The organism is Streptomyces cathayae (assembly GCF_029760955.1).
Lineage (GTDB): Bacteria > Actinomycetota > Actinomycetes > Streptomycetales > Streptomycetaceae > Streptomyces > Streptomyces cathayae.
Window position 1 is genome coordinate 716,511 of the sequence record NZ_CP121682.1, and the last position, 24,839, is coordinate 741,349.

The window sequence follows — 24,839 nt, forward strand, 5'->3', positions numbered from 1 at the left end:
GCGTCCTTCCGGGAGCCTCCCCGCTGAACCGCGAGGGCCGAGGCCCCTGCCCGCCTCCGGCAGTTCATCCGGGTGCCGTCCAGCGGGGGGACGTCTCGGCCCAGGCCCTGTCCCAGTCGGCGAGGTTCCGGCGCCGTACGACGAGACGGGTCACGCCGTGGGCGGCGGCGCCGGTGAGGGCGACGCCGGTGCCGGAGAGAAGGGCCCAGCCCATGCTGCGGCTGCGGATCTCCGCACGCGCCAGCGGTGGCTCGGTGGCCTCGCCGTCGGTGGTCACCCAGATGCGGACCGGACTGCCCGCGGACAGGCCCGGTCGCACCTCGGCCCGGGTGGTGCCGGTCCGTCCCTCGTGGGTGGTGAAGCGGACCTCGACCGGGTAGCGGGCCAGCTCCTCCTCGTCCGATCCCGGCTCCGGATGGCGCGGGGCGTCCTCGGTGAGGGTCGCGGTCGTCTCGTACCGGGTCAGGCTCTGGTGGCGGGCCGTGTCCTCGTAGTGGCGGTGGGCGAGTCGTGAGACGACGACGGTGACCACGGGCGCCACCGTCAGGACGGCGAGCAGGACAGCGAGACCGATCCAGACCCGGAGCACGTCGGTGCGGCGGCGCAGGGGGTTGCGCCGGCGGTGCCCCGGCGAAGGACCGTCGGGCGGTCCGAGAGGGTGGCCCGGGGACGGTTGCGCGGGAGGAACGGTGCCCGCCACGTCGTGACTCCTTCGGGTGTCGGGGCGCGGACGAAGGGGGAGTGCGGCTGGCGGGTCAGCCGGATCCGGTGGCCAGGGGGTGGTGGTGCGCCGCGGCGAGCAGGCCGGCGGCTCCCCGGACCGCGGCGGTGTGCGGCGACGGCACGGGCTGGACCGGGCAGCCGAGCCGGCCGGGCAGACCGTGGGTGATCTCCGGGCGCAGGGCGCCCCCGCCGGACAGGAGGATGCCCCGGCGCAGGGCGGTGCGGGTGGTGGCGCCGCGGTCCTGCCGCAGCATCGCCGTCACCATGTCGACCACCGCGTCGGTGAGGTCCCCGGGCGGGGTGCCGTAGGCGCCCAGGTCACCGACGCCCAGCGCGGTGCGCCGGGCGTCGGTGACGGCTCCCTCGGCGAGCAGCACCACCTCGGTGAGGTGCGCACCGAGGTCCACCACCAGGAGCGGTCTGGAGTGGTCGGCGCCCGCGGCGAGGGCAACCGCCCGCGCGCCCGGGACGGTGTGGACAGCGCGCGGGCGGAGGATTTCGACGGCCGTGTGGGCCGCTTCCCGGAAGGCGGGCCCGTCCAGGACCGGTGTCGTGACGACGACCAGGGGGCGGCCGAAGCGGGGCAGCCGGTGGCCGAGCAGCCGGTCGAGCATCCGGGCGGTGCCGGAGGTGTCGACGATGGCGCCGCGCTGGATGGGGTGGATGGCTCCGCTGCCCGGGAAGGTCACCGTGGGGACGTCGAGGACCATGCCCCGTCCCGCGATCCACGCGCGCGTGCGGGAGCTGCCCAGGTCGAGCGCGATGCCGGAGCACCGGCGGCACCGCGGCCAGGGGCTGCGCCGTACGGCCGACGTCCTGTACGGACGCCGGACCACGGTCATCGTCCGGTCCTTCGGCCCGTGCTCATCGCGCGGCCTCCCTCACCTGCTGGCAGCGGGCGCAGTAACGGGCCTGGGGAACTATCAGCAGCCGGTCCCGTTCGACCGGGCCGCGGCACAGGTGGCAGCGGCCGTAGCCGCCGGTGTCCATCCGGGCGAGCGCCGCCTCGACGTCGGCGAGCACCATCCGGGCGGACGCGGCGAGCCTGACGTGCACCTCGAGCCGGCCGGCGCCCTCCTCCTGGAGGGGCTCGCCGGGACCCGACCCGACGTCGGCGGCGAACTGCCGCAGCTGCTCCTGGCGGAACAGCTGCTGCTCGCGCAGGTTCGCCCGCAACGCCGCGAGGTCCTCGGATGGGAGGACCTCGTCGTGCTCGTCGATGGTCTGCTGGGTCACCACTTCATCCCCCTTGGGCAGAGCGGGAGAGGAGTACGGGCAGGGTACGGGTCAGGCGGCGCGGCTCTGGCAGGTGACGCAGTACGGGGTGTGCGGAAGGATCTCGAGACGCTCCGCCGGGACGGGCTTGGAACAGCCCAGGCAGGTGCCGTAGCTTCCGTCCTCGACGCGGAGGAACGCCGCTTCGATCTCCTTGAGGGCGCGCTTGATGCCGTCCTTCTGGTTGGACATCAGGTGGTCGTCGGAACTCCCTCCTGTTTCGTCCAGGGCCTTGAGCTGGGCCAACCGCGTGGTGCGCGCGTGTTCGAGGCGCTGACGGATCTCGTCGGCGGCGGTGTGGGCGGAACGCGGTTCGGTACGCGGCAGGTCGATCGACACGGAGCGTCTCCTCTACTGACAGACGGGTGATCTCCCACCATCTCCCCTTCCGTACCCGGCGCCCATCGGGCGCGGGACCCATTTCCGTCCGTCCGGGGCCCCAGCCCGCTCGGCGTGGGTCCCCGGACGGACGGAAATGGGGTGCGGAGCCCATCAACGGAAGGGGGCCGGCTTGTACACTCTGTCCGCTGTTTCGACGTTCTCCGTTCTCCGTTTCCCGCTTCCGCTCTCCGTGGGACGACGTGGGACAAGGGGCACGCCTTCGGGGGCCGCCGCCGCACCGGTCGCTGTGGTGCCCGACAGTAGAGGCAGACGAGAAAGAGGAAGGCGTGACCCCCCGTGTCCCTGTACTGGCGGATCTTCGGGCTCAACGCGGTGGTGCTGGGCGCGGCGACCGCGCTGTTGCTGTGGGCTCCGGTGACCGTGTCCGTTCCGGTGCTGCTGACCGAGGCCGTGATCCTGGTGGGCGGCCTGGCCGTGATGCTCGTCGCGAACGCGGCCCTGCTGCGGGTCGGGCTCGCCCCGCTGGACCGGGTGACCCGGCTGATGACCACCGTCGACCTGCTGCGGCCCGGCCAGCGGCTTCCGGTGCGTGGCGGTGACGAGGTCTCCGAGTTGGTCAGCGCCTTCAACGACATGCTGGAGCGGCTGGAGAAGGAGCGCGCCGCGAGCAGCGCCCGCGCCCTGCTCGCACAGGAGGCCGAGCGGCGCCGGATCGCCGTCGAGCTGCACGACGAGGTCGGGCAGAGCATGACCGCGATCCTGCTGGCCCTGAAGCAGGCCGCCGACGAGGCGCCCGACCCGCTGCGCGGCGAGCTGCGCCAGGTGCAGGAGATCACCCGGGAGAGCCTGGACGAGGTCCGCCGGCTGGTGCGCCGACTGCGGCCGGGGGTGCTGGACGACCTCGGCCTGGTCAGCGCGGTCACCTCTCTCGCCACCGAGTTCGCCACCCACACCGGGCTGCGGGTGAAGCGCAGCTTCGAGCCCGATCTGCCCACCCTCGACAACGGCACCGAGCTCGTGATCTACCGTGTGGCACAGGAGAGTCTGACCAACGCCGCCCGGCATGCCGAGGCACGGAACGCCAAAGTGAGCCTGTACCGGGAGGACGACCACGTGGTCCTCGAGGTGAGCGACGACGGCCGTGGCATCGGCGCCGCCCATGAGGGCGCCGGAATTCGCGGTATGCGTGAACGGGCCCTGCTCATCGGGGCCACACTGGACATCACTCCCGTCACCCGGACCGGTACCCGGATCCGGCTGGCCGTGCCCGCCGTCAGGAAGCAGTCATGACCCACCAGGCCCCACCGACCACGATCCGGATCCTGCTCGCCGACGACCACGCCCTGGTGCGCCGCGGCGTCCGGCTGATCCTCGACCGGGAGCCGGACCTGGAGGTCGTCGCCGAGGCCGGTGACGGCGCGGAGGCGATCTCGATGGCCCGCGCCCAGGAGGTCGACCTGGCCGTCCTGGACATCGCCATGCCCAGGATGACCGGTCTGCAGGCCGCCCGCGAACTGTCCGCGCTCAAGCCGGGATTGCGTATCCTCATGCTGACGATGCACGACAACGAGCAGTATCTGTTCCAGGCGCTCAAGGCCGGGGCCAGCGGATACGTCCTGAAATCGGTCGCCGACCGCGACCTGGTCGCCGCCTGCCGGGCCGCGATGCGGGACGAGCCGTTCCTCTACCCCGGGGCGGTCACCGCCCTGATCCGCAACTATCTCGACCGGGTCCAGCACGGCGAGGAGGCCTCCGAGCAGGTGCTGACGCCACGCGAGGAGGAAGTGCTGAAGCTCGTGGCCGAGGGGCACTCCTCGAAGGAGATCGCCGAGCTGCTCTTCATCAGCGTCAAGACGGTGCAGCGGCACCGCGAGAACATGCTGAGCAAGCTGGGTCTGCGGGACCGTCTGGATCTGACCCGGTACGCGATCCGTGCGGGGCTCGTCGAGCCTTGAGCCATGTCCTGCCGGGACCTGCCGCCCGCCTTCCCCTGCGCGTCGCCGCGGTCCTCACCGCGCTGGCCTCCGTACTGCTGACCTTCGGGTTCGGCATCCCGGACGGCCCGTGGCCCGCTCTCGAGGCGCCGTCGTACTCCGCCGGCGCCCCTGCGGCTCTCGGCCCCTTCGTCCTGGATCCGGCGGCGCCCGACGGGCCGGACCGGTCCGCGCCGGATCCCGGCACGGCTCCCGGGACCCACTCGTCCGGCGTGGGCCCGCACACCCAAGACTGCACCGCCCGTACCGCGCCCTTCCGGCCGCAGCGCGACGCCGGGGAGCGTACGGTGCCGGCCGGTCGTCTGCTGTTCACCCCCGAGCACACCCCCCGTGTGCCACCCCGGCCGGCCCGGCCCGCCCCGGCGGCCGGGCACGCGCCGCCCGCCGCCGCGCACATGCCTGCGGACCTCGGCCGGGCACCTCCCGTATCGTCCAGCGCCTGAGAGTCCTGTCACCCCCCTCTCCGCCGTGCCGTAGTCGGCCACGGCGTGCCTGCTGGAGTCATCCGTGAAAAATCCCGCCCGCTTCCGGGCGTTGTTCGCACTCATCGTGATCGCCCTGTCCGTGTACATCGCCGCCACGGTCCCCGTCCGTCTGGGCCTCGACCTGCGCGGCGGCACCCAGATCGTGCTGGAGACCCGCTCCACCGAGACCATCAAGGCCGACGGCGAGGCGACCGAGCGGACCCTCGAGGTCCTGCGCGGCCGTATCGACGCGCTCGGTGTCGCCGAGCCCACCATCGTCCGCTCCGGTGACAACCGGATCATCGTCGAGCTGCCCGGTGTGCAGGACCCGCGGAAGGCCGCGGACGTACTGGGCCGTACCGCGCAGCTCTCCGTCCACTCGGTGCTCGGCCCCGGCGCCGAGTCCGACAAGTCCCTGCCGAAGGGGGAGCGCGTCCTGGCCGACGAGTCCGGTGAGCGGCTCCACCTGGCCGCCGCCGGGCTCTCCGGTCAGGACGTGAAGGACGCCGAGGCCACCTTCGACCAGCAGAGCGGTGCCGGCTGGCTCGTCACCGTGGACTTCGCGGACGACAAGGGCTGGGCCAAGCTGACCGGCGAGGCGGCCTGCAACCCCGACGGTGACCCCAAGCGCCGGGTCGCGATCGTGCTGGACAACAAGATCATCTCGTCGCCGCAGGTCCACCTGTCCGTGGCCTGCGGGGCCGGCATCACCGGCGGGTCCACCCAGATCACCGGTTCCTTCTCCGGTGAGGAGGCCAAGGAACTCGCCCTGCTCATCAGCGGCGGTGCCCTTCCGGTGCCGGTCGAGACGGTCGAGCAGCGGACCGTGGGCCCGACGCTGGGCGCCGAGGCCATCGAGTCGAGCGCCTGGGCCGCCGCCCTGGGCACCGCCCTCACCGCGATCTTCATCATCGTCGTCTACCGGCTGATGGGTTTCCTGGCCATCGTGGCCCTGGCCTGCTACGGCGTGATCTCCTACGCCGCCCTCGCGGGCCTCGGCGCGACCCTGACCCTGCCGGGTCTGGCCGGTTTCGTCCTGGCGATCGGTATGGCCGTCGACGCCAACGTGCTGGTCTTCGAACGAGCACGCGAGGAGTACGGCAAACGCAACCGGCCCAGCAGCCGCTCGGCCCTGACCGCCGGCTTCAAGGGCGCCTTCAGCGCGATCGCCGACTCCAACATCACCACGCTCATCGCGGCGGGACTGCTGTTCCTGCTCGCCTCCGGCCCGGTGAAGGGCTTCGGCGTCACCCTGGCCATCGGTGTCCTCGCCTCCATGATCAGCTCACTGGTGATCACGCGGGTGCTGGCCGAGTTCGCGGTGGAGCGCCGCTGGGTGCACCGTCGTCCCAAGTTCACCGGTCTGGCCTCCATCGGCCGGGTCCGCGAGTACCTCACCCGCCGGAACCCGCAGCTGATGCGCCGCCCGCGCCGCTGGCTGCTGGTGTCCCTCATCGTGCTGATCGTCACCGGCTCCGGCATCGTGGTGCGCGGGCTGAACTTCGGTGTCGAGTTCACCGGCGGCCGGCTGATCGAGTACTCGACCACCAAGACCGTCGATCCGGACCAGGCCCGCACGGCCCTGGCCGACGCCGGCTTCCCGCAGGCCGTCGTGCAGTCCTCCGGGGACAACGGGCTGACGGTGCGCACCGACGAGCTGAGCAACGCCGAGGCGGTCAAGGTCGCCGAGACCATCGACAAGGTCGGCAACGGGGCGGAGAAGGTCCGCGACGAGCTGATCGGCCCGAGCCTCGGCGACGAACTGCGCCGCAACGCGCTGATCGCGCTCGGCCTGGCCCTCGGCGCCCAGCTCCTGTACCTCGCCTTCCGGTTCCGCTGGATGTTCGGTACGGCGGCGGTCAGCACCCTGGCCCACGACGTGGTGATCCTCACCGGCATCTTCGCGTGGCTGGGCAAGCCGATCGACGGGGTCTTCCTGGCCGCGCTGCTCACCGTGGTCGGTTACTCGGTGAACGACTCCGTCGTGGTCTTCGACCGCGTCCGGGAACTGTGGCAGAAGAATCCCAAGACGCCTCTGGCCGAGTCCACCAACCTGGCGGTCCTGCAGACGGTGCCCCGTACGGTGAACACCGGTATCGGTGTGATCTTCATCCTGGCCTCGTTGGCTCTGCTGGGCGGCGACTCGCTCACCGACTTCGCGCTCGCCCTGCTGATCGGCATGTTGGTGGGCACGTACTCGTCGGTCCTGACCGCCTCCCCGCTCGCCATCGAGCTCGACGCGTACGCGAGCCACGGCAGCGGCGGCGGCCGTGGTCGCGGGCGCTCCCGTGCCCGGAGCGGTTCCGGGCGTGGGAAGTCCAACGCCCGGGAGAGCTCGGACCTGGCGAAGGCCACCAGCCAGGGAACCTGACGCCGGGCGGCTCCCCGCGGGGAGCCGCCGTGCGCACGTGGGCGCCGCCGCCGACCCCGGGACCGGGGTCGGCGGCGGCGCTGTGTGACGGGCCGGGCGGGGCCTACACCGCCGCCGGTGCGCCGCGGTCGCGCTCCCCCCGGTCCCGGTCGCGACCGGAGTTCGCCGGCCGGGGAGCGAACCGCGCGTGGTGCAGTGCGGCGTAGCGGCCGCCGGCCTCCAGCAGTTCCTCGTGCGTGCCCCGTTCCACGATCCGGCCGGCCTCGACGACCAGGATCAGGTCCGCGGTCCGGACGGTGGACAGCCGGTGGGCGATGACGAGGGCCGTCCTGCCCTCCAGCGCCTCCGCGAGCGCCTCCTGGACGGCCGCCTCGGAGGTGTTGTCCAGGTGGGCGGTGGCCTCGTCCAGGAGGACGACCCGCTGCCGGGCCAGCAGCAGCCGGGCGATCGTCATGCGCTGGCGTTCCCCGCCGGAGAACCGGTAGCCGCGTTCCCCGACCACCGTGTCCAGACCGTCGGGCAGGGACCGTACGAGCTCGTCCAGGCGGGCGCGGCGCAGCGCGTCCCAGAGTTCGGGCTCGCCCGCCCCGGGCGCGGCCAGGAGCAGGTTGGCGCGGACCGTGTCGTGGAAGAGGTGGCCGTCCTGGGTGACCATGCCGAGGGTGTCGCGCAGCGACCGCGCGGTGAGGTCCCGGACGTCGACGCCCCCCACGCGCACCGCGCCCGAGTCGACGTCGTAGAGGCGCGGCAGCAGCTGTGCCACGGTCGACTTGCCGGCGCCGGAGGAGCCGACGAGGGCCACGGTCTGCCCGGGTTCGACGCGGAAGGAGATGCCGTGCAGGACCTCGGCGCCCTCGTTCGGGTCCAGGGTGGCGACCTCCTCCAGGGAGGCGAGCGAGACCTTGTCGGCGGCCGGGTAACCGAAGCGGACGTCGTCGAACTCGACGGACACCGGCCCCGCGGGGACGTCGCGGGCGTCCGGCTTCTCCTCGATGAGCGGCCGCAGATCCAGCACCTCGAAGACCCGTTCGAAGCTGACCAGGGCGCTCATCACCTCCACCCGCGCCCCCGCGAGCGAGGTCAGCGGCGCGTACAGGCGGGTGAGCAGCAGCGCCAGCGACACGACCGCACCGGGCTCCAGGGCGCCGCGCAGCGCGAGGTGGCCGCCCACTCCGTAGACGAGGGCCAGGGCGAGGGCGGAGACCAGGGTCAGCGCGGTGATGAACACGGTCTGGGCGGTGGCCGTCCGGACGCCGATGTCCCGCACCCGGCGGGCGCGCTCCGCGAACTCCTCCGACTCCTCCTCGGGCCGGCCGAAGAGCTTGACCAGGGTGGCTCCGGGCGCGGAGAAGCGCTCGGTCATCCGGGTGCCCATGGCCGCGTTCAGGGCGGCGGCCTCGCGCTGCATGCGGGCCATGCGGCGGCCCATGCGCCGGGCGGGGATCACGAACACCGGCAGCAGGACCAGCGCGAGCAGGGTGATCCGCCAGGACAGGGTGAGCATCACGGCCAGGGCGAGCACCAGCGTCACCACGTTGCCGACCACGGTGGACAGGGTGTTGCTGAAGGCCCGCTGGGCGCCGATCACGTCGTTGTTGAGCCGGGAGACGAGCGCGCCCGTACGCGTGCGGGTGAAGAACGCGACCGGCATCCGCTGCACATGGTCGAACACGGCGGTCCGCAGATCGAGGATGAGTTCCTCCCCGAGGGAGGCCGACAGCCTGCGGCCGAGAATGCCGAGCGCCGCCTCCGTCACCGCGATCAGCGCGATGAGCAGGGCCAGCCGGACGACCGTGGCCGAGTCGCCGCCGGTCACGACGGTGTCGACGACGCGCCCGGCCAGCACGGGGGTGGCGACGGCGAGCAGCGCGGTCGCCGATCCGAGCAGGACGAAGAGGGCCAGACGGCGGCGGTGCGGGCGGGCGAACCCGCCGATCCGGCGCAGCGTGTCCCGCGCGAGGGGACGGCGCTCCTCCTCGGCGGTCATGACGCTGCGCAACTGGGTCCAGGCCGTGGTCTCCATGCTCATACGGGAGAACGTAGAACCTCGACCTTCCTTGAGGTCAAGGCGCCCCGCCCGAACCGCCCCCACCCGTAAGCCGCCGTCCGGAACACCGCAACCCGCCGTTGGCGGGGACCGGAGAGACTCCTCGAATGTGACGCGGACGATCCGCAGGATCCTGTACGTACTGCCGCCGCTGCTCGTGACCGTGGTCGCGGTGCGGCACCGGGCGGTGCTGGCCGACGGCTTCGCCCATCTGGGCACCGCGCGGTGGCCCTGGCTGCTCGCCGCGGCCTGCACGACCTGTCTGACCTGGGTGGCCGCCGCGTGCACCCGGCAGGGAGCCGTCCTCGAACGGCTGCCCGGGCGGCGGTTGCCGGCCACCCAGTTCGCCGCGGGGGCGGCCAACCATCTGCTGCCGACCGGTCTGGGCGCGAGCGCCGTCAATCTGCGGTTCATGACGGTGTGCGGGATGTCGCTCACCCGTTCCTCGGCCGCCCTCGCGCTGTATCTGCTGGCGGAGTCCGTCGGCCGGGTGGCTCTGCTGGGTGTGCTGCTCGTCGTCTTCCCGGACGCGCTGCGCACCGGATCCCTGCTGCCCGAGGGGGTGTTCGGCCCGTTGCTGCTCGCGCTCGGCGCGGTGGCGGTCGTCGCGGCGGGCGTGCTCGTCCTCGTACGACGGGTGCGGACGGCCGTGTTCCCGTTCCTGCGTACGGCGCTGGGCGAGGCCCGGTCGGTGCACACCCGGCCGTCCAGGGCGCTGGCGTTGTGGGGCGGGGCGTTCGCTTTCCCCGCGCTGCAGGCGTCGTCACTGGTGCTGGTGGGGCTGGCGCTGGGCCTGTCGGTGCCGGTCGCGCACATGGCGGTGGCGTATCTGGCGGCGACCGTCGCGGTCGCGCCGGTGCCCACGCCGGGCGGGCTCGGCTCGGTGGAGGCGGCACTGGTGGTGGCGCTGGTCGCGGTGGGCGGGGCGGCCGCGGTCGCCACGGCGGTGGTGCTCGCCTTCCGGGTCGTCACGGTGTGGCTGCCGATGCTGCCGGGAGCGCTGACACTGGGCGCACTGGTGCGGCTGAAGGTCATCTGACCTGCGTCCCGACACAGCCCCGCCGACTCCCTCGTGGTACGAACACCCCTGCCGATACGGCAAGATGAGCGACTGTGCCGACCGCGGGCCGGGCCGATCCGGCACGCCGCACCTCCCGGTCCGCACCCTCCCGGGCATCCCCGAATTCGAGCAGGTGACGAGACGTGACACGACATCACATACGGTCGACGGCCAGGATGTCCGCCGGAGGTGAGCGGTGACCCGCGCGCTCACCCTGGACGATCTGCTGTACGCCGGTATCGCGCTCGCCGCGGGTCTGCTGGCGGCGTTCCTGCTGCGGATGCTGCTGCGCTGGCTCGGCCGGCACGCCGAACGCACCAGCTGGCGCGGGGACGACGTCCTCGTGGACGCCCTGCGCATGATCGCGCCGTGGGCGGCGGTCGCGGGCGGCGCGGCCTCCGCGGCGGCGGCGCTGCCGCTGACCCGGACCGTGCAGCACAACGTCAACCAGACGCTGACGGTCCTGGTCATCGTCGCGGCGACGGTGTCGGCGGCCCGGGTGGTGGCCGGCCTGGTGCAGTCGGTGACCCAGTCCCGTTCCGGTGTCGCCGGGTCGGCCACCATCTTCACGAACATCACCCGGATCCTGGTCCTGGCGATCGGGTTCATGGTGGTGCTCCAGACGCTCGGCATCCCCATCGCCCCGATGATCACCGCCCTCGGCGTCGGCGGCCTGGCGGTCGCGCTGGCCCTCCAGGACACGCTCGCCAACCTGTTCGCGGGCATCCACATCCTCGCCTCCAAGACCGTCCAGCCCGGTGACTACATCCGGCTGAGCAGCGGCGAGGAGGGGTACGTCGAGGACATCAACTGGCGTCAGACGACCGTGCGCGCGCTCTCCAACAACCTGGTGGTCATCCCCAACGGGCAGCTCGCGAAGACGAACATGACCAACTTCATGCGTCCCGAGCAGAAGCTGACCATCCTGGTGCAGGCCGGGGTCTCCTACGACAGCGACCTGGAGCAGGTGGAGCGGGCGACCATGGAGGTGGTCGCCGAGGTGATGACGGAGATCACCGGCGCGATCCCGGAGCACGAGCCGGCGGTGCGGTTCCACACCTTCGGCGACTCCCGGATCGGGTTCACCGTGATCCTGGGCGTCGGCGAGTTCAGCGACCAGTACCGGATCAAGCACGAGTTCATCAAGCGCCTGCACCGGCGCTACCGCGAGGAGGGCATCCGCATCCCGTCGCCCGCGCGGACGGTGGCGCTGCAGCAGGGCACGGTGGTGTTCCCTCAGCAGCGGGACACCGAGCCCGAGCCGAGCGACATGACGGTGGCCCGGCCGATCTGACCGGCTGCGGCAGACCCCGGGGACCCCGGCCGACGACGCGCGGCCGGGGATGGGGAGGGCCGGCCGGCGCATAGGGGTTCGAGCCCCTGTCGAGCCCGGACCGTGAACGGGATATCTTGATGTCGAGCAATGTTGCAGACGTGGAGCGGAGCACCCGGTGACTGACTCGACCATCATCTATACGCACACTGACGAGGCCCCGGCCCTGGCGACGTATTCCTTCCTGCCGGTGGTCCGGGCGTACGCCTCGCAGGCCGGTGTCGCCGTGGAGACGCGTGACATCTCGCTGGCCGGACGCATCATCGCCGTGTTCCCGGAGTACCTCACCGAGGACCAGCGCATCCCGGACGCCCTCGCCGAGCTCGGTGAGCTGGCCAAGACGCCCGCGGCCAACATCATCAAGCTGCCGAACATCTCGGCGTCGATCCCGCAGCTCAAGGCCGCGATCGCCGAGCTGCAGGGCCAGGGCTACGCGCTGCCGGACTACCCGGACGACCCGCAGTCCGACGAGGAGCGCGAGGTCCGCGCCCGTTACGACAAGATCAAGGGTTCCGCCGTGAACCCGGTCCTGCGCGAGGGCAACTCCGACCGGCGCGCCCCCGCCTCGGTCAAGAACTACGCCAAGACCCACCCGCACCGCATGGGCGCCTGGACCCCCGAGTCCAAGACCAACGTGGCGACCATGGGCGAGAACGACTTCCGCTCCACCGAGAAGTCCGCGGTGATCTCCGCGGACGGTGCGCTGCGCATCGAGCTGGTCGGCGACGACGGCACCACCACGGTGCTGCGCGAGTCCGTGCCCGTCCTGAAGGACGAGGTCGTCGACGCCTCCGTGATGCGGGTCGCCGCGCTGCGCGAGTTCCTGACCGCGCAGGTGGCCCGCGCCAAGCAGGAGGGTGTGCTGTTCTCCGTGCACCTGAAGGCCACGATGATGAAGGTCTCCGACCCGATCGTCTTCGGCCACGTGGTGCGCGCCTTCTTCCCGAAGACGTTCGCGCGGTACGGCGAGCAGCTCGCCGCGGCCGGCCTCAGCCCGAACGACGGCCTGGGCGGCATCTACAAGGGTCTCGAGGGCCTGCCCGAGGGCGCCGAGATCAAGGCGTCCTTCGACGCCGAGCTCGCCGAGGGCCCGGAGCTGGCGATGGTCGACTCCGACAAGGGCATCACCAACCTGCACGTCCCCTCGGACGTCATCGTGGACGCCTCCATGCCGGCCATGATCCGCACCTCCGGCCACATGTGGGGCCCCGACGGCCAGGAGGCCGACACCCTGGCCGTCCTGCCGGACTCCAGCTACTCCGGTGTCTACCAGGCCGTGATCGAGGACTGCCGTGCCCACGGCGCCCTCGACCCGTCCACGATGGGCTCGGTCCCGAACGTGGGTCTGATGGCGCAGAAGGCCGAGGAGTACGGCAGCCACGACAAGACCTTCGAGATCCCGGTCACCGGCACCGTCCGCCTGGTCGACCAGGCCGGCGAGGTCGTCCTGGAGCAGACCGTCTCCGCCGGTGACATCTTCCGTGCCTGCCAGACCAAGGACGCCCCGATCCGCGACTGGGTGAAGCTCGCCGTCACCCGTGCCCGCGCCACCGGCGTTCCGGCCGTCTTCTGGCTGGACGAGACCCGCGCCCACGACGCCAACCTGATCGCCAAGGTCGAGCAGTACCTCACGGAGCACGACACCGAGGGCCTGGACATCCGCGTCCTGAACCCGGTGGAGGCCACCAAGCTGTCGGTGGAGCGCATCCGCCGCGGCGAGGACACCATCTCGGTCACCGGCAACGTGCTGCGCGACTACCTGACCGACCTGTTCCCGATCCTGGAGCTGGGCACCAGCGCCAAGATGCTGTCGGTCGTCCCGCTGATGGCGGGCGGCGGCCTGTTCGAGACGGGTGCGGGCGGCTCCGCGCCCAAGCACGTGCAGCAGCTGGTCAAGGAGAACTACCTGCGCTGGGACTCCCTCGGTGAGTTCTTCGCGCTGGTTCCGTCCCTGGAGCAGTTCGCGACGACCACGGGCAACACCAGGGCCAAGGTCCTCGCCGACACCCTCGACCGGGCCACGGCGACCTTCCTCAACGAGGACAAGTCCCCGAGCCGTCGTCTCGGCGGTATCGACAACCGCGGCAGCCACTTCTACCTGTCCCTGTACTGGGCGCAGGAGCTGGCCGGGCAGACCGACGACGCGGACCTGGCGAAGGCCTTCGCCCCGCTCGCCGAGACGCTCGCCGCGAACGAGCAGAAGATCGTCGACGAGCTGATCGCCGTCCAGGGCGAGCCGGCCGAGATCGGCGGCTACTACCAGCCCGACCCGGCCAAGGCCACCGCCGTCATGCGTCCGTCCGCCACCTGGAACGAGGCCCTGGCCTCCCTCGGCTGACCGATCCGGACGAGGACCCCACTGGCTCCGCCCCGGCCGGCACGACGCCCGGCCGGGGCGGAGCCGTGTCCGGGCCGGGGCTCGCGCGCCGACCGGACGGCGCGGTCGGCGGGCCGCGAGCCGGGCGCGGCCCGTTCATGAATACCGTGTGAAGAGATCGACCACCTACTGAGACGCCGTCTCATTTCCCGCTCACCTGGTCGTAGGCTGGCGTCGGTGACACGCTGCCACCGGACGTACACGTGTCATCACCACGGCGTGTCGCGCGAGAGACCGGCACCCACGTCGGCACGTGGTCCTCTCCGACGCCCTGATCCCCAGGGCGTCCGGCACGCCCCGTACCCCACCGGCAGGTCCGCGGGTCCGAACGCCACCCGTGGTCCGCGCCCGCACCGCGCACGAGGAGCACATCATGAGCCAGCCCACCGAACCCGACACCGCCGCCGACACGCCCGAGGGGACGTCCAGCGGTCCCGACACGTCGGCCTGGTCGTTCGAGACCAAGCAGGTCCACGCCGGTGCCGAACCCGATCCCACGACCGGGGCCCGGGCGACGCCCATCTACCAGACGACCTCGTTCGTGTTCCGGGACACCCAGCACGCCGCCGACGTCTTCTCGCTCGCGGAGCCGGGGAACATCTACACCCGCATCCACAACCCCACCCAGGACGTCCTCGAGCAGCGCGTCGCCGCCCTGGAGGGCGGAGTGGCGGCGGTGGCCCTGTCCTCGGGGCAGGCCGCGCAGACGCTGGCCCTCCTGACGCTCGCCGGGACCGGCGACCACATCGTCTCGGCCTCCTCGCTGTACGGCGGAACGTACAACCTGTTCCGGCACACCCTGCCGAGGTTCGGCATCGAGGTGTCCTTCGTCGACGATCCCGACGACGCCGAGGCCTGGCGCGCGGCCGTGCGGCCGAACACCAAGGCGTTCTTCGCCGAGACGCTGGGCAACCCGCGGAACAACGTGCTCGACGTGCGGGCGGTCGCGGACGTGGCCCACGGCGCGGGCGTCCCGCTGGTCGTGGACAACACGATCGCCACGCCCTACCTGCTGCGTCCGCTCGAGCACGGTGCGGACATCGTGGTGCACTCGGCGACGAAGTTCCTCGGCGGGCACGGCACCACGATCGGCGGCGTGGTCGTGGACGGCGGGACCTTCGACTTCGGCGCGCACACCGAGCGGTTCCCGGACTTCACCGAGCCCGACCCCAGCTACCACGGCCTGCAGTACTGGCCGGCGCTCGGCCCCGGCGCGTTCGCGGTCAAGCTGCGTGTCCAGTTGCTGCGCGACCTCGGACCGGCGATCGCCCCGCACTCCGCGTTCCTGCTGCTGCAGGGCGTGGAGACGCTGAGCCTGCGCATGGAGCGGCAGACGGCCAACGCGCTGGCGCTGGCGGAGTGGCTGGAGCAGCGCGACGAGGTCGCGGTGGTGCACTACCCGAGCCTGCCGTCCAACCGCTGGTACGAGGCGGCACGGAAGTACCTCCCCCGCGGTGCCGGCGCGGTGTTCGCCTTCGAGCTGAAGGGCGGCGTCGAGGCGGGCAAGCGGTTCGTGGACGGGGTGGAGCTGTTCAGCCACCTCGCCAACATCGGTGATGTGCGCAGTCTGATCATCCACCCCGCGTCCACCACCCACGGCCAGCTGAACGAGGAGCAGCTGGCGGCGACCGGAACCGCGCCGGGTCTGGTGCGGCTGTCGGTCGGCATCGAGAACCTCGCCGACCTCAGGGCCGACCTGGAGTCCGGTTTCCGCGCGGCCAAGGGCGCCTCCTGAACCCCTTCGCGGCCTCCGGAACATCGGTCCCCCTCCCGCCGGCCACCGGGGCCTGGCAGGAGGGGGACCCGCCCGGGCGGCGTCGATGGCATGCCCCGGGCACGCCGCTGCCATTGGAAGCGGGCGGTGAACTCCCGGGCGTGGAGATGGCGTTCGAGACCTGGGGGCGACTTGCGCCGGACGGTTCCAACGCCGTGCTGGTGCTGCACGCGCTCACCGGTGACAGCCACGCGGCCGGACCGGCCGGCCCCGGTCATCCCACGGCCGGCTGGTGGGACGGGCTGATCGGGCCCGGCCTGGCCCTCGACACCGACCGCTGGTTCGTCGTCGCCCCGAACGTGCTGGGCGGCTGCCAGGGCAGCACGGGGCCGGCCTCACCGCGCCCCGGCGGGCGGCGCCGGTGGGGCGGCGCCTTCCCGTACCTGACCCAGCGGGACCAGGTCGCCGCCGAGGCCCGGCTGGCGGACGCGCTCGGCGTGCAGCGGTGGGCGCTGGTGGTCGGCGGTTCGATGGGCGGGATGCGGGCCGTGGAATGGGCGGTGACGCATCCCGAGCGCACGGGGGCGCTGCTGCTGCTCGCCACCGCGGCGGCCGCGAGCGGTGAGCAGATCGCCTGGTCCACCCTCCAGCTGCAGGCCATCCGCAGTGATCCGCACTGGCACGGCGGCGACTACCACGACACCGGCCGGGGGCCGCACGCCGGGCTGGGGATCGCCCGGCGCATCGCCCACGTCACCTACCGCAGCGAGCCGGAGCTGTCGGCCCGGTTCGGCCGGGCGCCCCAGGGGACGGAGGACCCGTGGCGCGGCGGCCGGTACCAGGTCGAGTCGTACCTCGACCACCACGCGGCCAAGCTCGTCCGGAGGTTCGACGCGGGCAGCTACGTGGTGCTGACGGAGGCGATGAACGGCCACGACGTGGGACGCGGCAGGGGCGGCGTCCGTGCGGCCCTGCGCCGGGTGACCGCGCCCGCGCTGGTGGCCGGGGTCGACTCGGACCGTCTCTATCCGCCGTCCCAGCAGGCCGAGCTGGCCGCGCACCTTCCCGGTGCCGACCGGCTCAGGGTGGTGGAGTCGCCCTACGGACACGACGGTTTCCTCCTCGAGACGGAACAGGTCGGCGCGCTGATCCGCGAGTTGCTGGGCTGACCCTCCGCTTCCGTCGCGACGCGTCGTCGGTGGTGTGCGGCACCCTGATCATGCCGTGCACCACTGAGGGCCCTCCTGTAGCGGCCCGATGACCGGCCCCGCGGTCCTGCTGCGGCACCGCCCGGTGCGCCACCGCCGGCGCCGACGAACGCCCGGTGGGGCGGGGGTGTGCAGCACGCCCGTGAACGACGCGGCGGTGGTGCGCTGATGCTCGCGCCGCACAAGGAACTCGGCGCCGGCCGGTCCCGCGCGGAGTGCTTCCGCGACGCACGAGAAAGGTCCCCACGGGCTTTCGCCCATGAGGACCCTCTGCTCTGTCGGGACGACAGGATTTGAACCTGCGACCCCTTGACCCCCAGTCAAGTGCGCTACCAAGCTGCGCCACGTCCCGATGCGCTCCGCGCGGTGAACCGCGTGATCTCGCAGGTCAACCTTACCTCATGTGGAGCGCGGCCCGTCGCCCGGCGGTGTGCCGTGGGGCGGGTCGCACAACTCGGCGCGGCGGCCGCCCGGTTCGCGGACGGAGCGGGGGAACGTCTGCCGGACGGCGTGCTCGTGCGGTCCCGTCCCGCTGAACACACCGGCGCCGACGGTGAGATCGGCGCGAGGAGGTCGACGTGGTCGAGCCGCCGCACTCCCACGCTCCGACCGGTTCGGCCTGCGACTCCTTGACACCCTCACCCCGACACACTCAAGGTTTGTCTGGACAAGCAGGACGGATCTTGAACGGATGGCGGAACGGTCCGGGGACGGAACGGTCCGGGGAAGGGCTCTCATGGTGGATACGCTCGGTGTCGCCGTCGTCGGGTTCGGCTGGATGGGGCGGGTGCACACCCAGGCGTACGCGCGCGTGCCGCACCACTACCCGCAGCTCGCCCTGCGCCCGGAGCTGATCACGGTCGCCGAGGAGGTGCCGGGCCGGGCCGAGGAGGCCGCCGAGCGGTTCGGGTTCGCCGGCGCGACCCGCGACTGGCGCGAGGTGGCCGCCGACCCGCGGGTCCAGGCGGTCAGCATCACGGCCCCGAACTTCCTGCACCGCGAGATCGGTGTCGCGATGGCGGAGGCCGGGAAGCACATCTGGATCGAGAAGCCCGTCGGTCTCACCGCCGAGGACGCCCGCGCGGTGGCCGACGCCGCCGCCGCGGCCGGTGTCCGCAGCGCGGTCGGCTTCAACTACCGCAACGCGCCCGCCGTCGAGACGGCCCGCACCCTGATCGCCTCCGGTGACATCGGCACCGTCACCCATGCCCGCATCCGCCTGTTCAGCGACTACGCCGCCCACCCCGAATCCGCTCTGACCTGGCGCTACGAACGGGAGCGCGGCGGCAGCGGAGTCCTCGGCGACCTGGCCTCGCACGGCGCCGACCTGGCCCGCTTCCTGCTCGGCGACATCGCCTCGCTGACCGCCGACACGGCGATCTTCCTGCCGGAGCGGGCCCGTCCGGCCGGGGCCACGGCCGGCCACTCCCGCGCCGCCGGCGGCGCACTCGGCCCGGTGGAGAACGAGGACTACGTGAACTGCCTGCTGCGCTTCGCCTCCGGCGCGCGCGGGGTGCTGGAGGCCTGCCGGGTCTCGGTCGGCGAGCAGAACAACTACGGCTTCGAGGTGCACGGCACCGAGGGCGCCGTGTTCTGGGACTTCCGCCGGATGAACGAACTCGGCGTCAGCCGCGGCACCGCGTACCAGGACCAGCCGGTGAGCACGGTCTACGTCGGTCCGGGCGACGGGGAGTTCGGCGCGTTCCAGCCGGGCGCGGCGAACGCCATGGGCTACGACGACCTCAAGGTCGTCGAGGCGTACCGGTTCCTGCGCTCCGTCGCCGAGGGCGTCCCGTACGGCGCCACCCTCGCCGACGCCGTGCACAGCGCGAGCGTGCTGGACGCGATGACCCGGTCGGCCGAGCAGGGGGTGTGGGTGACGGTGGAGGCGGCCTCCTGAGCGTCAGCCGGAGGCCGCCGTCTGCCCGCGGCCCAGCCGGACCTTGACCGGGATCAGCACCAGCCACCACCACATGGCGGCGGGTCCGATCAGCAGGGCCAGCGGGATGGTCACGAGGAACACCGCCACCGTCACGCCCATGTCGACGGCGGAGAGCCTCTCGTCGCGCACGGGGGCCTCGTCGCCGCGCAGCCAGGGGCGTCGGGTGAGGAGGGCGGCCGGCGCGAGGTGGACGCCGCCGAGTGCGGCGACCGCCGCCGCGTGGATGACGCCGGAGGCCCGTTCCTCGCCGTACTCCGCGATCAGTGCGGTGGGGAACGGCAGCAGTGCCGCGAGGCCCAGACCGAGCACGGCCGGCGAGATCACCTGTCCGTCCACCTGCCGGACGGTGCGGAACAGCGTGCGGTGGTCGCGCCGGAACCCGGCCGGCACGTACAGGCTGATCCCGTAGGCGCCCAGGGGGGCAGCAGCCCGCGCAGCGCCTCGCGGTACTCCCCGGAACGCAGTCCCTGCGGAACGGAGAGGTCGAGGACGAGCAGCGTGACGGCGAGGGCGGACACGCCGTCGGCGAGCGTCACCAGCCGCTCGGGACCCCCTTGTGGGGTCGGGATCCTCATGCGCACGACGGTGGGCGGCCCCGGCTCGCCGGGCCGGGGTGCACGCCCGGCCCGCCGCCCGTTCACCACGCGCCGTCACTCCGTCACGTCACGGCCTGCGGCGGCATGTTGTACGGCGTGACCACCTGGATCGGGGACGGCAGGGTGGGGCCCGCGGGCGGCAGGGCGCCGTGCGCGCGCATCACGATGTGGCAGGCCTCGCGCAGGTCCTGGCGCAGGTCGTGGTGGAGCACCGCGGACAGGCGGTGCTCGCGCAGCAGGCGGGTGTTGTCGTGGTCGAGGTCGTGCGCGACGAACACGGCGCACTCCCGCCCGGCGTCCTCGAAGGCACGCAGGGTCGCGATGTTGCCGCCGCCGATCGAGTAGACCGCGCGGATGTCCGGGTCGTGGTCCAGGGCGGCCCGGACGAGGTCGTACTGGGTGGTGTCCAGGCCCTGGCCCTCGGCGATCTCGACGAGGGCACGCCCCGGATGCCGGGCGCGCATGGCGGCCCGGAAGCCCATCTCGCGTTCCTCCTCGTTACGGAAGAATCCGCTGCTGAGGCTGGTGAGCACATGGCCGGGCCGGTCCCCCAGCCACTGGCCCACGAGATAGGCGGCGGTGGCGCCCGCGGCCCGGTTGTCGCTGCCGACACAGCCGACCCGGGCGCTCGTCGGCAGGTCGGTCACCAGGGTCACCACCGGGATGCCCGCCGCGGCGAGCCGGCCGACGGCGGCGGTGATCCCGGGGACGTCCGGCGCCTTGAGGATCACGCCCTGCGAGCCGCGCCGGGCGATCCGGTCGAGGACGGCGGTCAGCTCCTCGGCGGGGCCGGTCTCACGGAAGTGGAAGCGGGAGCGGACCACCGCCGGGTGCAGCGCGGGCAGTTCGGCCTCCAGGGCGGCGCGTACGGCGGTGGAGAACCGCTCGGGCGACTGCATCACGATGTCCACCATGAACGTGCGGCCGACCAGCCGGACCTGGGTGCGCTGCCGGTCCAGGTCGGCGATCGCACGGCGCACCTCCTGCGCGGTGCTCTCCCGTACCCCGCCGCGGCCGTTGAGGACCCGGTCGACCGTGGCCTCGCTCAGCCCTGCCTGACGTGCGATCTCCCTGATCGGGAAGGGGTGGCCCATGCGCCGGCTCCTGAGGTTTCTGAGGGGTTTTTGATGGCTGGCTGATGGTTGTTCGAAGGCTTTGTACTGACAAGAATGGCAGAGCCGAGTCCCCCCGTGACCCGAAGGGACGAACATGTCCTTCTCCACCGCTTCCACCCCGGCCCAGCCGTCCACGGAGCAGCGGCCCTGGCTGTCCGAGCAGGACTGCGACCTGGACGCCTTCCGTGCCCTGGTCGAGCAGACCACGGAAGGCGCCGACTACCCGCACGCCTCGGCCGTGGAGCGGAACGTGCTGCTCTACGACGCCGACCGGCTCGCCCTCGCGGACCGCCGCGACGCGCAGGCCGAGTTGGTGCGCGCCCTCGCCGGGGGCCCCGGCATCGTGGTCGTCCGGGGTGCCTTCCCCGACCCGGCGGTCGTGGACCGGGCCACCGCCGTGTTCGACGCCCTGATCGCCGAGCAGCGCGCCACGGGCGTCACCGCCGGCGACCACTTCGCCAAGCCGGGCGCCAACGACCGGGTGTGGAACGCCCTGGAGAAGACCGCCCTGCACGACCCGTCGGCCTTCGCGGACTACTACGCCAACGACGTGATCGCCCTGGTCTCCTCGGCCTGGCTCGGCCCCGGTTACCAGGTCACCTCCCAGATCAACGTGGTCAACCCGGGCGGCGCCGCCCAGACCGTGCACCGCGACTACCACCTGGGCTTCCTGTCCAACGAGGTCGCCGCCGCCTACCCGGCACATGTGCACCGCCTCTCCCCCGTGCTCACCCTGCAGGGCGCGGTCGCGCACTGCGACATGCCCGTCGAGTCCGGTCCCACGCTGTATCTGCCGCACTCGCAGAAGTACGGGCCCGGCTACCTCGCCTGGCGGCTCCCCGAGTTCCAGGCGTACTTCGAGGAGCACCATGTACAACTGCCGCTCGCCAAGGGCGACGCGGTCTTCTTCAACCCGGCGCTGTTCCACGCGGCCGGCGCCAACCGCTCGGCGGACATCCGGCGCATGGCCAACCTGCTCCAGGTGTCCTCCGCGTTCGGCCGGGCCATGGAGACGGTGGACCGCGAGGCCGTGACCGGAGCCGTCTACCCGGCGCTGCTCAGGGGCCGGGCGGAGGGCGCCGGCGAGCAGTGGCAGGAGAACGTGATCGCGGCGAGCGCCGAGGGCTACCCCTTCCCCACCAACCTCGACAACGACCCGCCGGCCGACGGTATGGCCCCGCCCTCGCAGGCCGACCTCGTGCGGCGGGCGCTGCGCGAGGAGTGGACCGCGCGGACGCTGCGGGACGCGCTGCGGGCCGCCGCCGGACGACGTCACAGCTGAAAGGACCCGGACCCCACGGAGCACAGTCATGGGACTTCTCGACGACAAGGTCGTCCTCGTCAACGGCGGCAGTCAGGGCGTCGGCGCCGCCGTCGCGCGGGCCGCGGTCCGCGCGGGGGCGGCCGTCGCGGTCACCGGGCGCCGGACCGAGCCCGGTGAGGCCCTGGTGGCGGAGTTGGCGGCCGCGGGCGGCGAGGCGATGTTCGTCCGCGCCGACCTGGCGGACGCCGAGCAGGCGAAGGGGTCCGTCGCCCAGGTGGTGCGGGCCCACGGCCGGGTCGACTGCCTGGTCAACTCGGCGGGGCTGACCGCGCGCGGCACGCTGCTGGACACCACACCGGAGCTGTTCGACCAGCACATCGCGATCAACCTCAGGGCACCGTTCTTCGCCATGCAGGCCGCCGTGGCGGACATGGTGCGGCGCGAGGCGCCCGGCACAGTCGTCAACATCATCACCTCGTCGGCGCACGGCGGGCAGCCGTTCCTGGCGCCCTATGTCGCCGCGAAGGCCGGGCTCATGGGCCTGACGAGGAACGCGGCGCACGCCCACCGGTGGGACCGGGTCCGGATCAACGGGCTGAACATCGGCTGGACGGCGACCGAGGGCGAGGACGCCACCCAGCGCACCTTCCACGCCGCCGGGGACGACTGGCGCGAGCGGGCCGCCGCCCGGCTGCCGATGGGCAGGCTGGGCCGGCCGGACGAGATCGCCGACTTCGTGGTCCTCCTGCTGTCCGACCGCTCCGGCGTGGTCACCGGCTCCGTGATCGACTGGGACCAGAACGTCCTCGGCGGCCTCGACTGACCTCCCCGCTCTGTCGCGGTCCGCTCGTACGCACCCCCGTGTCCCCGCACCCCCACGTCCCCGCACCCCCGCACCCCCGCACCCAAGGAGCACCGCCCCATGCGCATCGGAATCCTCGGCCTCGGCCGTATCGGCGCCTTCCACGCCGAGACCCTCTCCGTGCTCGACGCCGTCGAGTCGCTCGTCGTCTCCGACCCGTTCGCGGACGCCGCGAAGGCCGCCGCCGACCGGTTCGACGCCGAGGTCGCCGACTCCCCCGAGGCCGTGCTCGCGGCCGGGGTGGACGGCGTGGTGGTCGCCGCGGCGACCGACGCCCACCCGGGGCTGATCCTCGCCTGTGTCGAGGCGGGCGTCCCCGTGTTCTGCGAGAAGCCCGTGGCCGGCACGATGGCCGAGGGCGTACGGGTGCTGAAGGCGGTCGAGGGCCGGGACGTGCCGATCCAGATCGGCTACAACCGCCGGTTCGACGCCGCCTTCGTCGCCGCGCGGGCCGCCGTGCACAGCGGCGAACTCGGCACGCTGCACACCGTGCGCTCCACCACGCTGGACCCGGCGCCGCCGCCGGCCGCGTACATCGCCGCGTCCGGCGGCATCTTCCGCGACTGCTCCGTGCACGACTTCGACATCATCCGCTGGGTGACCGGCCGGGAGGTGACCGAGGTGTACGCGGTGGGCGGCAACCGGGGTGCCGACTACATCAGGGAGGCGGGCGACGCCGACACCACCGGCGCGCTCCTCACCCTGGACGACGGCACCATCGCCGTGGTGTCCAACAGCCGCCACAACGCGCGGGGTTACGACGTCCGCATGGAGATCCACGGCTTCCAGGACTCCATCGCGGTCGGCCTGGAGGACAAGCTGCCGCTGCGGTCGGTGGAGCCGGGCACGACGTTCCCCTCCGGCACCCCGCACGACTTCTTCATGGACCGCTTCACCGCGGCCTACCGGGCCGAACTGACCGCGTTCACCGAGGTCGTGGCCGGGACCCGCCCCTCTCCGTGCACGATCGAGGACGCGCTGGAGGCAGGCTGGATCGCGGAGGCGTGCACCCTCTCGCTGCACGAGCACCGCCCCGTCACCCTCGAGGAAGTACGTCGGGCATGAGCGCGGGGGCCGTCCTTCCGAAGGACGGCCCCCACTCACGCGTCACGTCGTCTCACCGGTACAGCGGGGGCTTCTCCGCCAGTTCGACCGCGACCCGGCCGCCTTCCTCCAGGGACCGGACGCCGGCCTCGCAGACGGCGGCCGCCGCGTAGCCGTCCCAGGTGCTGGGGCCGGTGACCTCGCCCCGGCGGGTGGTGTCCACCCAGGCCTGGACCTCGTCGTCGTAGGCCTGGGCGAAGCGTTCGGCCCAGTCCTGGGCGATGGTGCCGCCCCAGCGGCCGGCCATGTGGGTGACCAGGTCGTGGCCGTCGCCGATGCGGGCGGTGCCGCGTTCGCAGACCGCCTCGGCCTGGACCTGGTAGCCGAAACCGCAGTTGACGAAGATCTCGACGTCACTGAGCGCGCCGCCGTCGGTCTCCAGGACGACGAACTGCGGGTCGCGCAGTCCGTCCGGGGCACCGGCGGAGGGGGTGGGGCGCAGGACCGTGACCGCGGTGATCTCGTGGCCCAGCAGCCAGCGGGTGGCGTCCACTTCGTGCGCCACGGAGTCGCTGATCAGCATGGAGCTGGTGAAGAACGGCGGGCTGGCCACGTTGCGGTGCCGGTTGTGCAGCATCAGGGGGCGGCCCAGCTGCCCGCTCTCCAACAGGGCTTTGAGGCGGACGTACTCGGCGTCGTAGCGGCGCATGAAGCCGACCTGGACGCGGCGGTGGCCGAGTGCCTGTTCGGCTTCCACGACCCGCAGCGCGGAGGCCGCGTCGGGGGTGAGGGGTTTCTCGCACAGTACGGGCAGGTCGTGCTCGAACGCGGTGAGCAGGGCCGCCTCGTGGGCCGGCCCCGGGGAGGCGATGAGGACGGCGTCGACGTCGGCCGCCGCCATCGCGGCGGCCGGGTCGGTGTGAGCGGTGCAGCCGTCGACGCCGGCGGCCACCGTCTCGGCCCGTTCCGCGTCGAGGTCGACGACGGCGGTGACCCGCGCGCCGCTGATGACCCGGTCGATCCGGCGCACATGGTCCGCGCCCATGCGGCCCGTGCCGATGACGGCGATTCCCAGGGGTTCCTGCCGGTTCATGTCGTCGTCTCCCCT

22 protein-coding genes and 1 tRNA gene are annotated in these 24,839 nt (G+C 72.6%); 13 read left to right on the forward strand and 10 right to left on the reverse strand.

From position 1 onward, the window contains the following. Positions 1–64 precede the first annotated feature (64 nt). The 4 genes from PYS65_RS03435 to PYS65_RS03450 are packed head-to-tail and all read right to left on the reverse strand — an operon-like array spanning position 65 to position 2,337. A complete protein-coding gene (locus PYS65_RS03435; RefSeq protein ID WP_279332275.1) occupies positions 65–700 on the reverse strand; it encodes an Rv1733c family protein in 636 nt (211 codons plus the stop codon). A gap of 55 nt (positions 701–755) precedes the next feature. Continuing rightward, positions 756–1,565: a rod shape-determining protein gene (locus PYS65_RS03440; RefSeq protein WP_279332276.1), complete on the reverse strand. Its 810-nt coding sequence runs from the start codon at positions 1,563–1,565 to the stop codon at positions 756–758. Positions 1,566–1,587: 22 nt separating this feature from the next. Then, positions 1,588–1,962 (reverse strand): TraR/DksA family transcriptional regulator, encoded by a 375-nt coding sequence (locus PYS65_RS03445; protein ID WP_423836066.1) that lies wholly within the window; start codon positions 1,960–1,962, stop codon positions 1,588–1,590. Positions 1,963–2,010: 48 nt separating this feature from the next. Next, positions 2,011–2,337, reverse strand: a complete 327-nt coding sequence (locus PYS65_RS03450; RefSeq protein WP_279332278.1) for a TraR/DksA family transcriptional regulator — start codon at positions 2,335–2,337, stop codon at positions 2,011–2,013. 339 nt (positions 2,338–2,676) lie between these two features. Between PYS65_RS03450 and PYS65_RS03455 the strand changes: the two genes are divergently transcribed. From PYS65_RS03455 to secD, 4 genes are all read left to right on the forward strand, one after another. Continuing rightward, the gene (locus tag PYS65_RS03455) at positions 2,677–3,630 is read left to right on the forward strand and encodes a HAMP domain-containing sensor histidine kinase (RefSeq protein WP_279332279.1); all 954 of its coding nucleotides are present in this window, start codon (positions 2,677–2,679) and stop codon (positions 3,628–3,630) included. Further along, positions 3,627–4,295, forward strand: coding sequence for a response regulator transcription factor (locus PYS65_RS03460; protein ID WP_279332280.1), 669 nt, complete (start codon positions 3,627–3,629; stop codon positions 4,293–4,295). Before PYS65_RS03455 ends, PYS65_RS03460 begins: the two co-directional genes overlap by 4 nt. Next, positions 4,292–4,777, forward strand: coding sequence for a hypothetical protein (locus PYS65_RS03465; protein WP_279332281.1), 486 nt, complete (start codon positions 4,292–4,294; stop codon positions 4,775–4,777). Before PYS65_RS03460 ends, PYS65_RS03465 begins: the two co-directional genes overlap by 4 nt. Positions 4,778–4,841: 64 nt before the next feature. Then, complete coding sequence (secD, locus tag PYS65_RS03470) at positions 4,842–7,169, forward strand: protein translocase subunit SecD (RefSeq protein ID WP_279332282.1); 2,328 nt, start codon at positions 4,842–4,844, stop codon at positions 7,167–7,169. Positions 7,170–7,272: 103 nt separating this feature from the next. Here the strand turns inward: secD and PYS65_RS03475 are convergent, their stop codons facing one another. After that, on the reverse strand, positions 7,273–9,198 hold the full coding sequence (locus tag PYS65_RS03475; protein WP_423836067.1) for an ABC transporter ATP-binding protein: 1,926 nt from the start codon (positions 9,196–9,198) through the stop codon (positions 7,273–7,275). Positions 9,199–9,325: 127 nt separating this feature from the next. On the opposite strand from PYS65_RS03475, the gene PYS65_RS03480 reads away from it, so the two are divergent. The 5 genes from PYS65_RS03480 to metX all read left to right on the forward strand — a co-directional run bounded on the left by PYS65_RS03480 (position 9,326) and on the right by metX (position 16,869). Further along, positions 9,326–10,255 carry a lysylphosphatidylglycerol synthase transmembrane domain-containing protein gene (locus tag PYS65_RS03480; RefSeq protein ID WP_279332283.1) on the forward strand — a complete coding sequence of 310 codons (930 nt, stop codon included), beginning with the start codon at positions 9,326–9,328 and terminating at the stop codon, positions 10,253–10,255. A gap of 217 nt (positions 10,256–10,472) precedes the next feature. Next, the gene (locus tag PYS65_RS03485) at positions 10,473–11,570 is read left to right on the forward strand and encodes a mechanosensitive ion channel family protein (RefSeq protein WP_279332284.1); all 1,098 of its coding nucleotides are present in this window, start codon (positions 10,473–10,475) and stop codon (positions 11,568–11,570) included. Between the two features lie 157 nt (positions 11,571–11,727). Further along, entirely contained in the window at positions 11,728–13,947 is a 2,220-nt protein-coding gene (locus tag PYS65_RS03490) for an NADP-dependent isocitrate dehydrogenase (protein WP_279332285.1), read from the forward strand. Between the two features lie 412 nt (positions 13,948–14,359). Beyond that, the gene (locus PYS65_RS03495; protein WP_279332286.1) at positions 14,360–15,721 is read left to right on the forward strand and encodes a bifunctional o-acetylhomoserine/o-acetylserine sulfhydrylase; all 1,362 of its coding nucleotides are present in this window, start codon (positions 14,360–14,362) and stop codon (positions 15,719–15,721) included. Further along, positions 15,718–16,869: a homoserine O-acetyltransferase MetX gene (gene metX / locus PYS65_RS03500; protein ID WP_279337839.1), complete on the forward strand. Its 1,152-nt coding sequence runs from the start codon at positions 15,718–15,720 to the stop codon at positions 16,867–16,869. The genes PYS65_RS03495 and metX overlap by 4 nt, the downstream gene beginning before the upstream one ends. A 317-nt stretch (positions 16,870–17,186) precedes the next feature. On the opposite strand, the gene PYS65_RS03505 is transcribed toward metX, so the two are convergent. Then, a tRNA-Pro gene (locus PYS65_RS03505) sits at positions 17,187–17,260 on the reverse strand. Between the two features lie 384 nt (positions 17,261–17,644). Between PYS65_RS03505 and PYS65_RS03515 the strand changes: the two genes are divergently transcribed. Continuing rightward, on the forward strand, positions 17,645–18,808 hold the full coding sequence (locus tag PYS65_RS03515) for a Gfo/Idh/MocA family protein (protein WP_279332287.1): 1,164 nt from the start codon (positions 17,645–17,647) through the stop codon (positions 18,806–18,808). 3 nt (positions 18,809–18,811) lie between these two features. Here the strand turns inward: PYS65_RS03515 and PYS65_RS03520 are convergent, their stop codons facing one another. The 3 genes from PYS65_RS03520 to PYS65_RS03525 form a co-directional block, all read right to left on the reverse strand. Then, entirely contained in the window at positions 18,812–19,186 is a 375-nt protein-coding gene (locus PYS65_RS03520) for a hypothetical protein (RefSeq protein WP_341483655.1), read from the reverse strand. After that, complete coding sequence (locus PYS65_RS34890) at positions 19,171–19,425, reverse strand: TMEM175 family protein (protein WP_341483656.1); 255 nt, start codon at positions 19,423–19,425, stop codon at positions 19,171–19,173. Before PYS65_RS34890 ends, PYS65_RS03520 begins: the two co-directional genes overlap by 16 nt. A gap of 83 nt (positions 19,426–19,508) precedes the next feature. Continuing rightward, complete coding sequence (locus PYS65_RS03525) at positions 19,509–20,540, reverse strand: LacI family DNA-binding transcriptional regulator (protein ID WP_279332288.1); 1,032 nt, start codon at positions 20,538–20,540, stop codon at positions 19,509–19,511. Between the two features lie 115 nt (positions 20,541–20,655). Here PYS65_RS03525 and PYS65_RS03530 point away from each other — a divergent pair, with 115 nt between their 5' ends. From PYS65_RS03530 to PYS65_RS03540, 3 genes are all read left to right on the forward strand, one after another. Continuing rightward, positions 20,656–21,843 (forward strand): phytanoyl-CoA dioxygenase family protein, encoded by a 1,188-nt coding sequence (locus PYS65_RS03530; protein ID WP_279332289.1) that lies wholly within the window; start codon positions 20,656–20,658, stop codon positions 21,841–21,843. 28 nt (positions 21,844–21,871) lie between these two features. Continuing rightward, positions 21,872–22,648, forward strand: coding sequence for an SDR family oxidoreductase (locus tag PYS65_RS03535; protein WP_279332290.1), 777 nt, complete (start codon positions 21,872–21,874; stop codon positions 22,646–22,648). A 99-nt stretch (positions 22,649–22,747) separates the two neighbouring features. Further along, positions 22,748–23,752: a Gfo/Idh/MocA family protein gene (locus PYS65_RS03540; protein ID WP_279332292.1), complete on the forward strand. Its 1,005-nt coding sequence runs from the start codon at positions 22,748–22,750 to the stop codon at positions 23,750–23,752. A 52-nt stretch (positions 23,753–23,804) separates the two neighbouring features. Here PYS65_RS03540 and PYS65_RS03545 read toward each other — a convergent pair whose 3' ends face one another. Then, on the reverse strand, positions 23,805–24,824 hold the full coding sequence (locus PYS65_RS03545) for a Gfo/Idh/MocA family protein (protein WP_279332293.1): 1,020 nt from the start codon (positions 24,822–24,824) through the stop codon (positions 23,805–23,807). Positions 24,825–24,839: the final 15 nt, after the last annotated feature.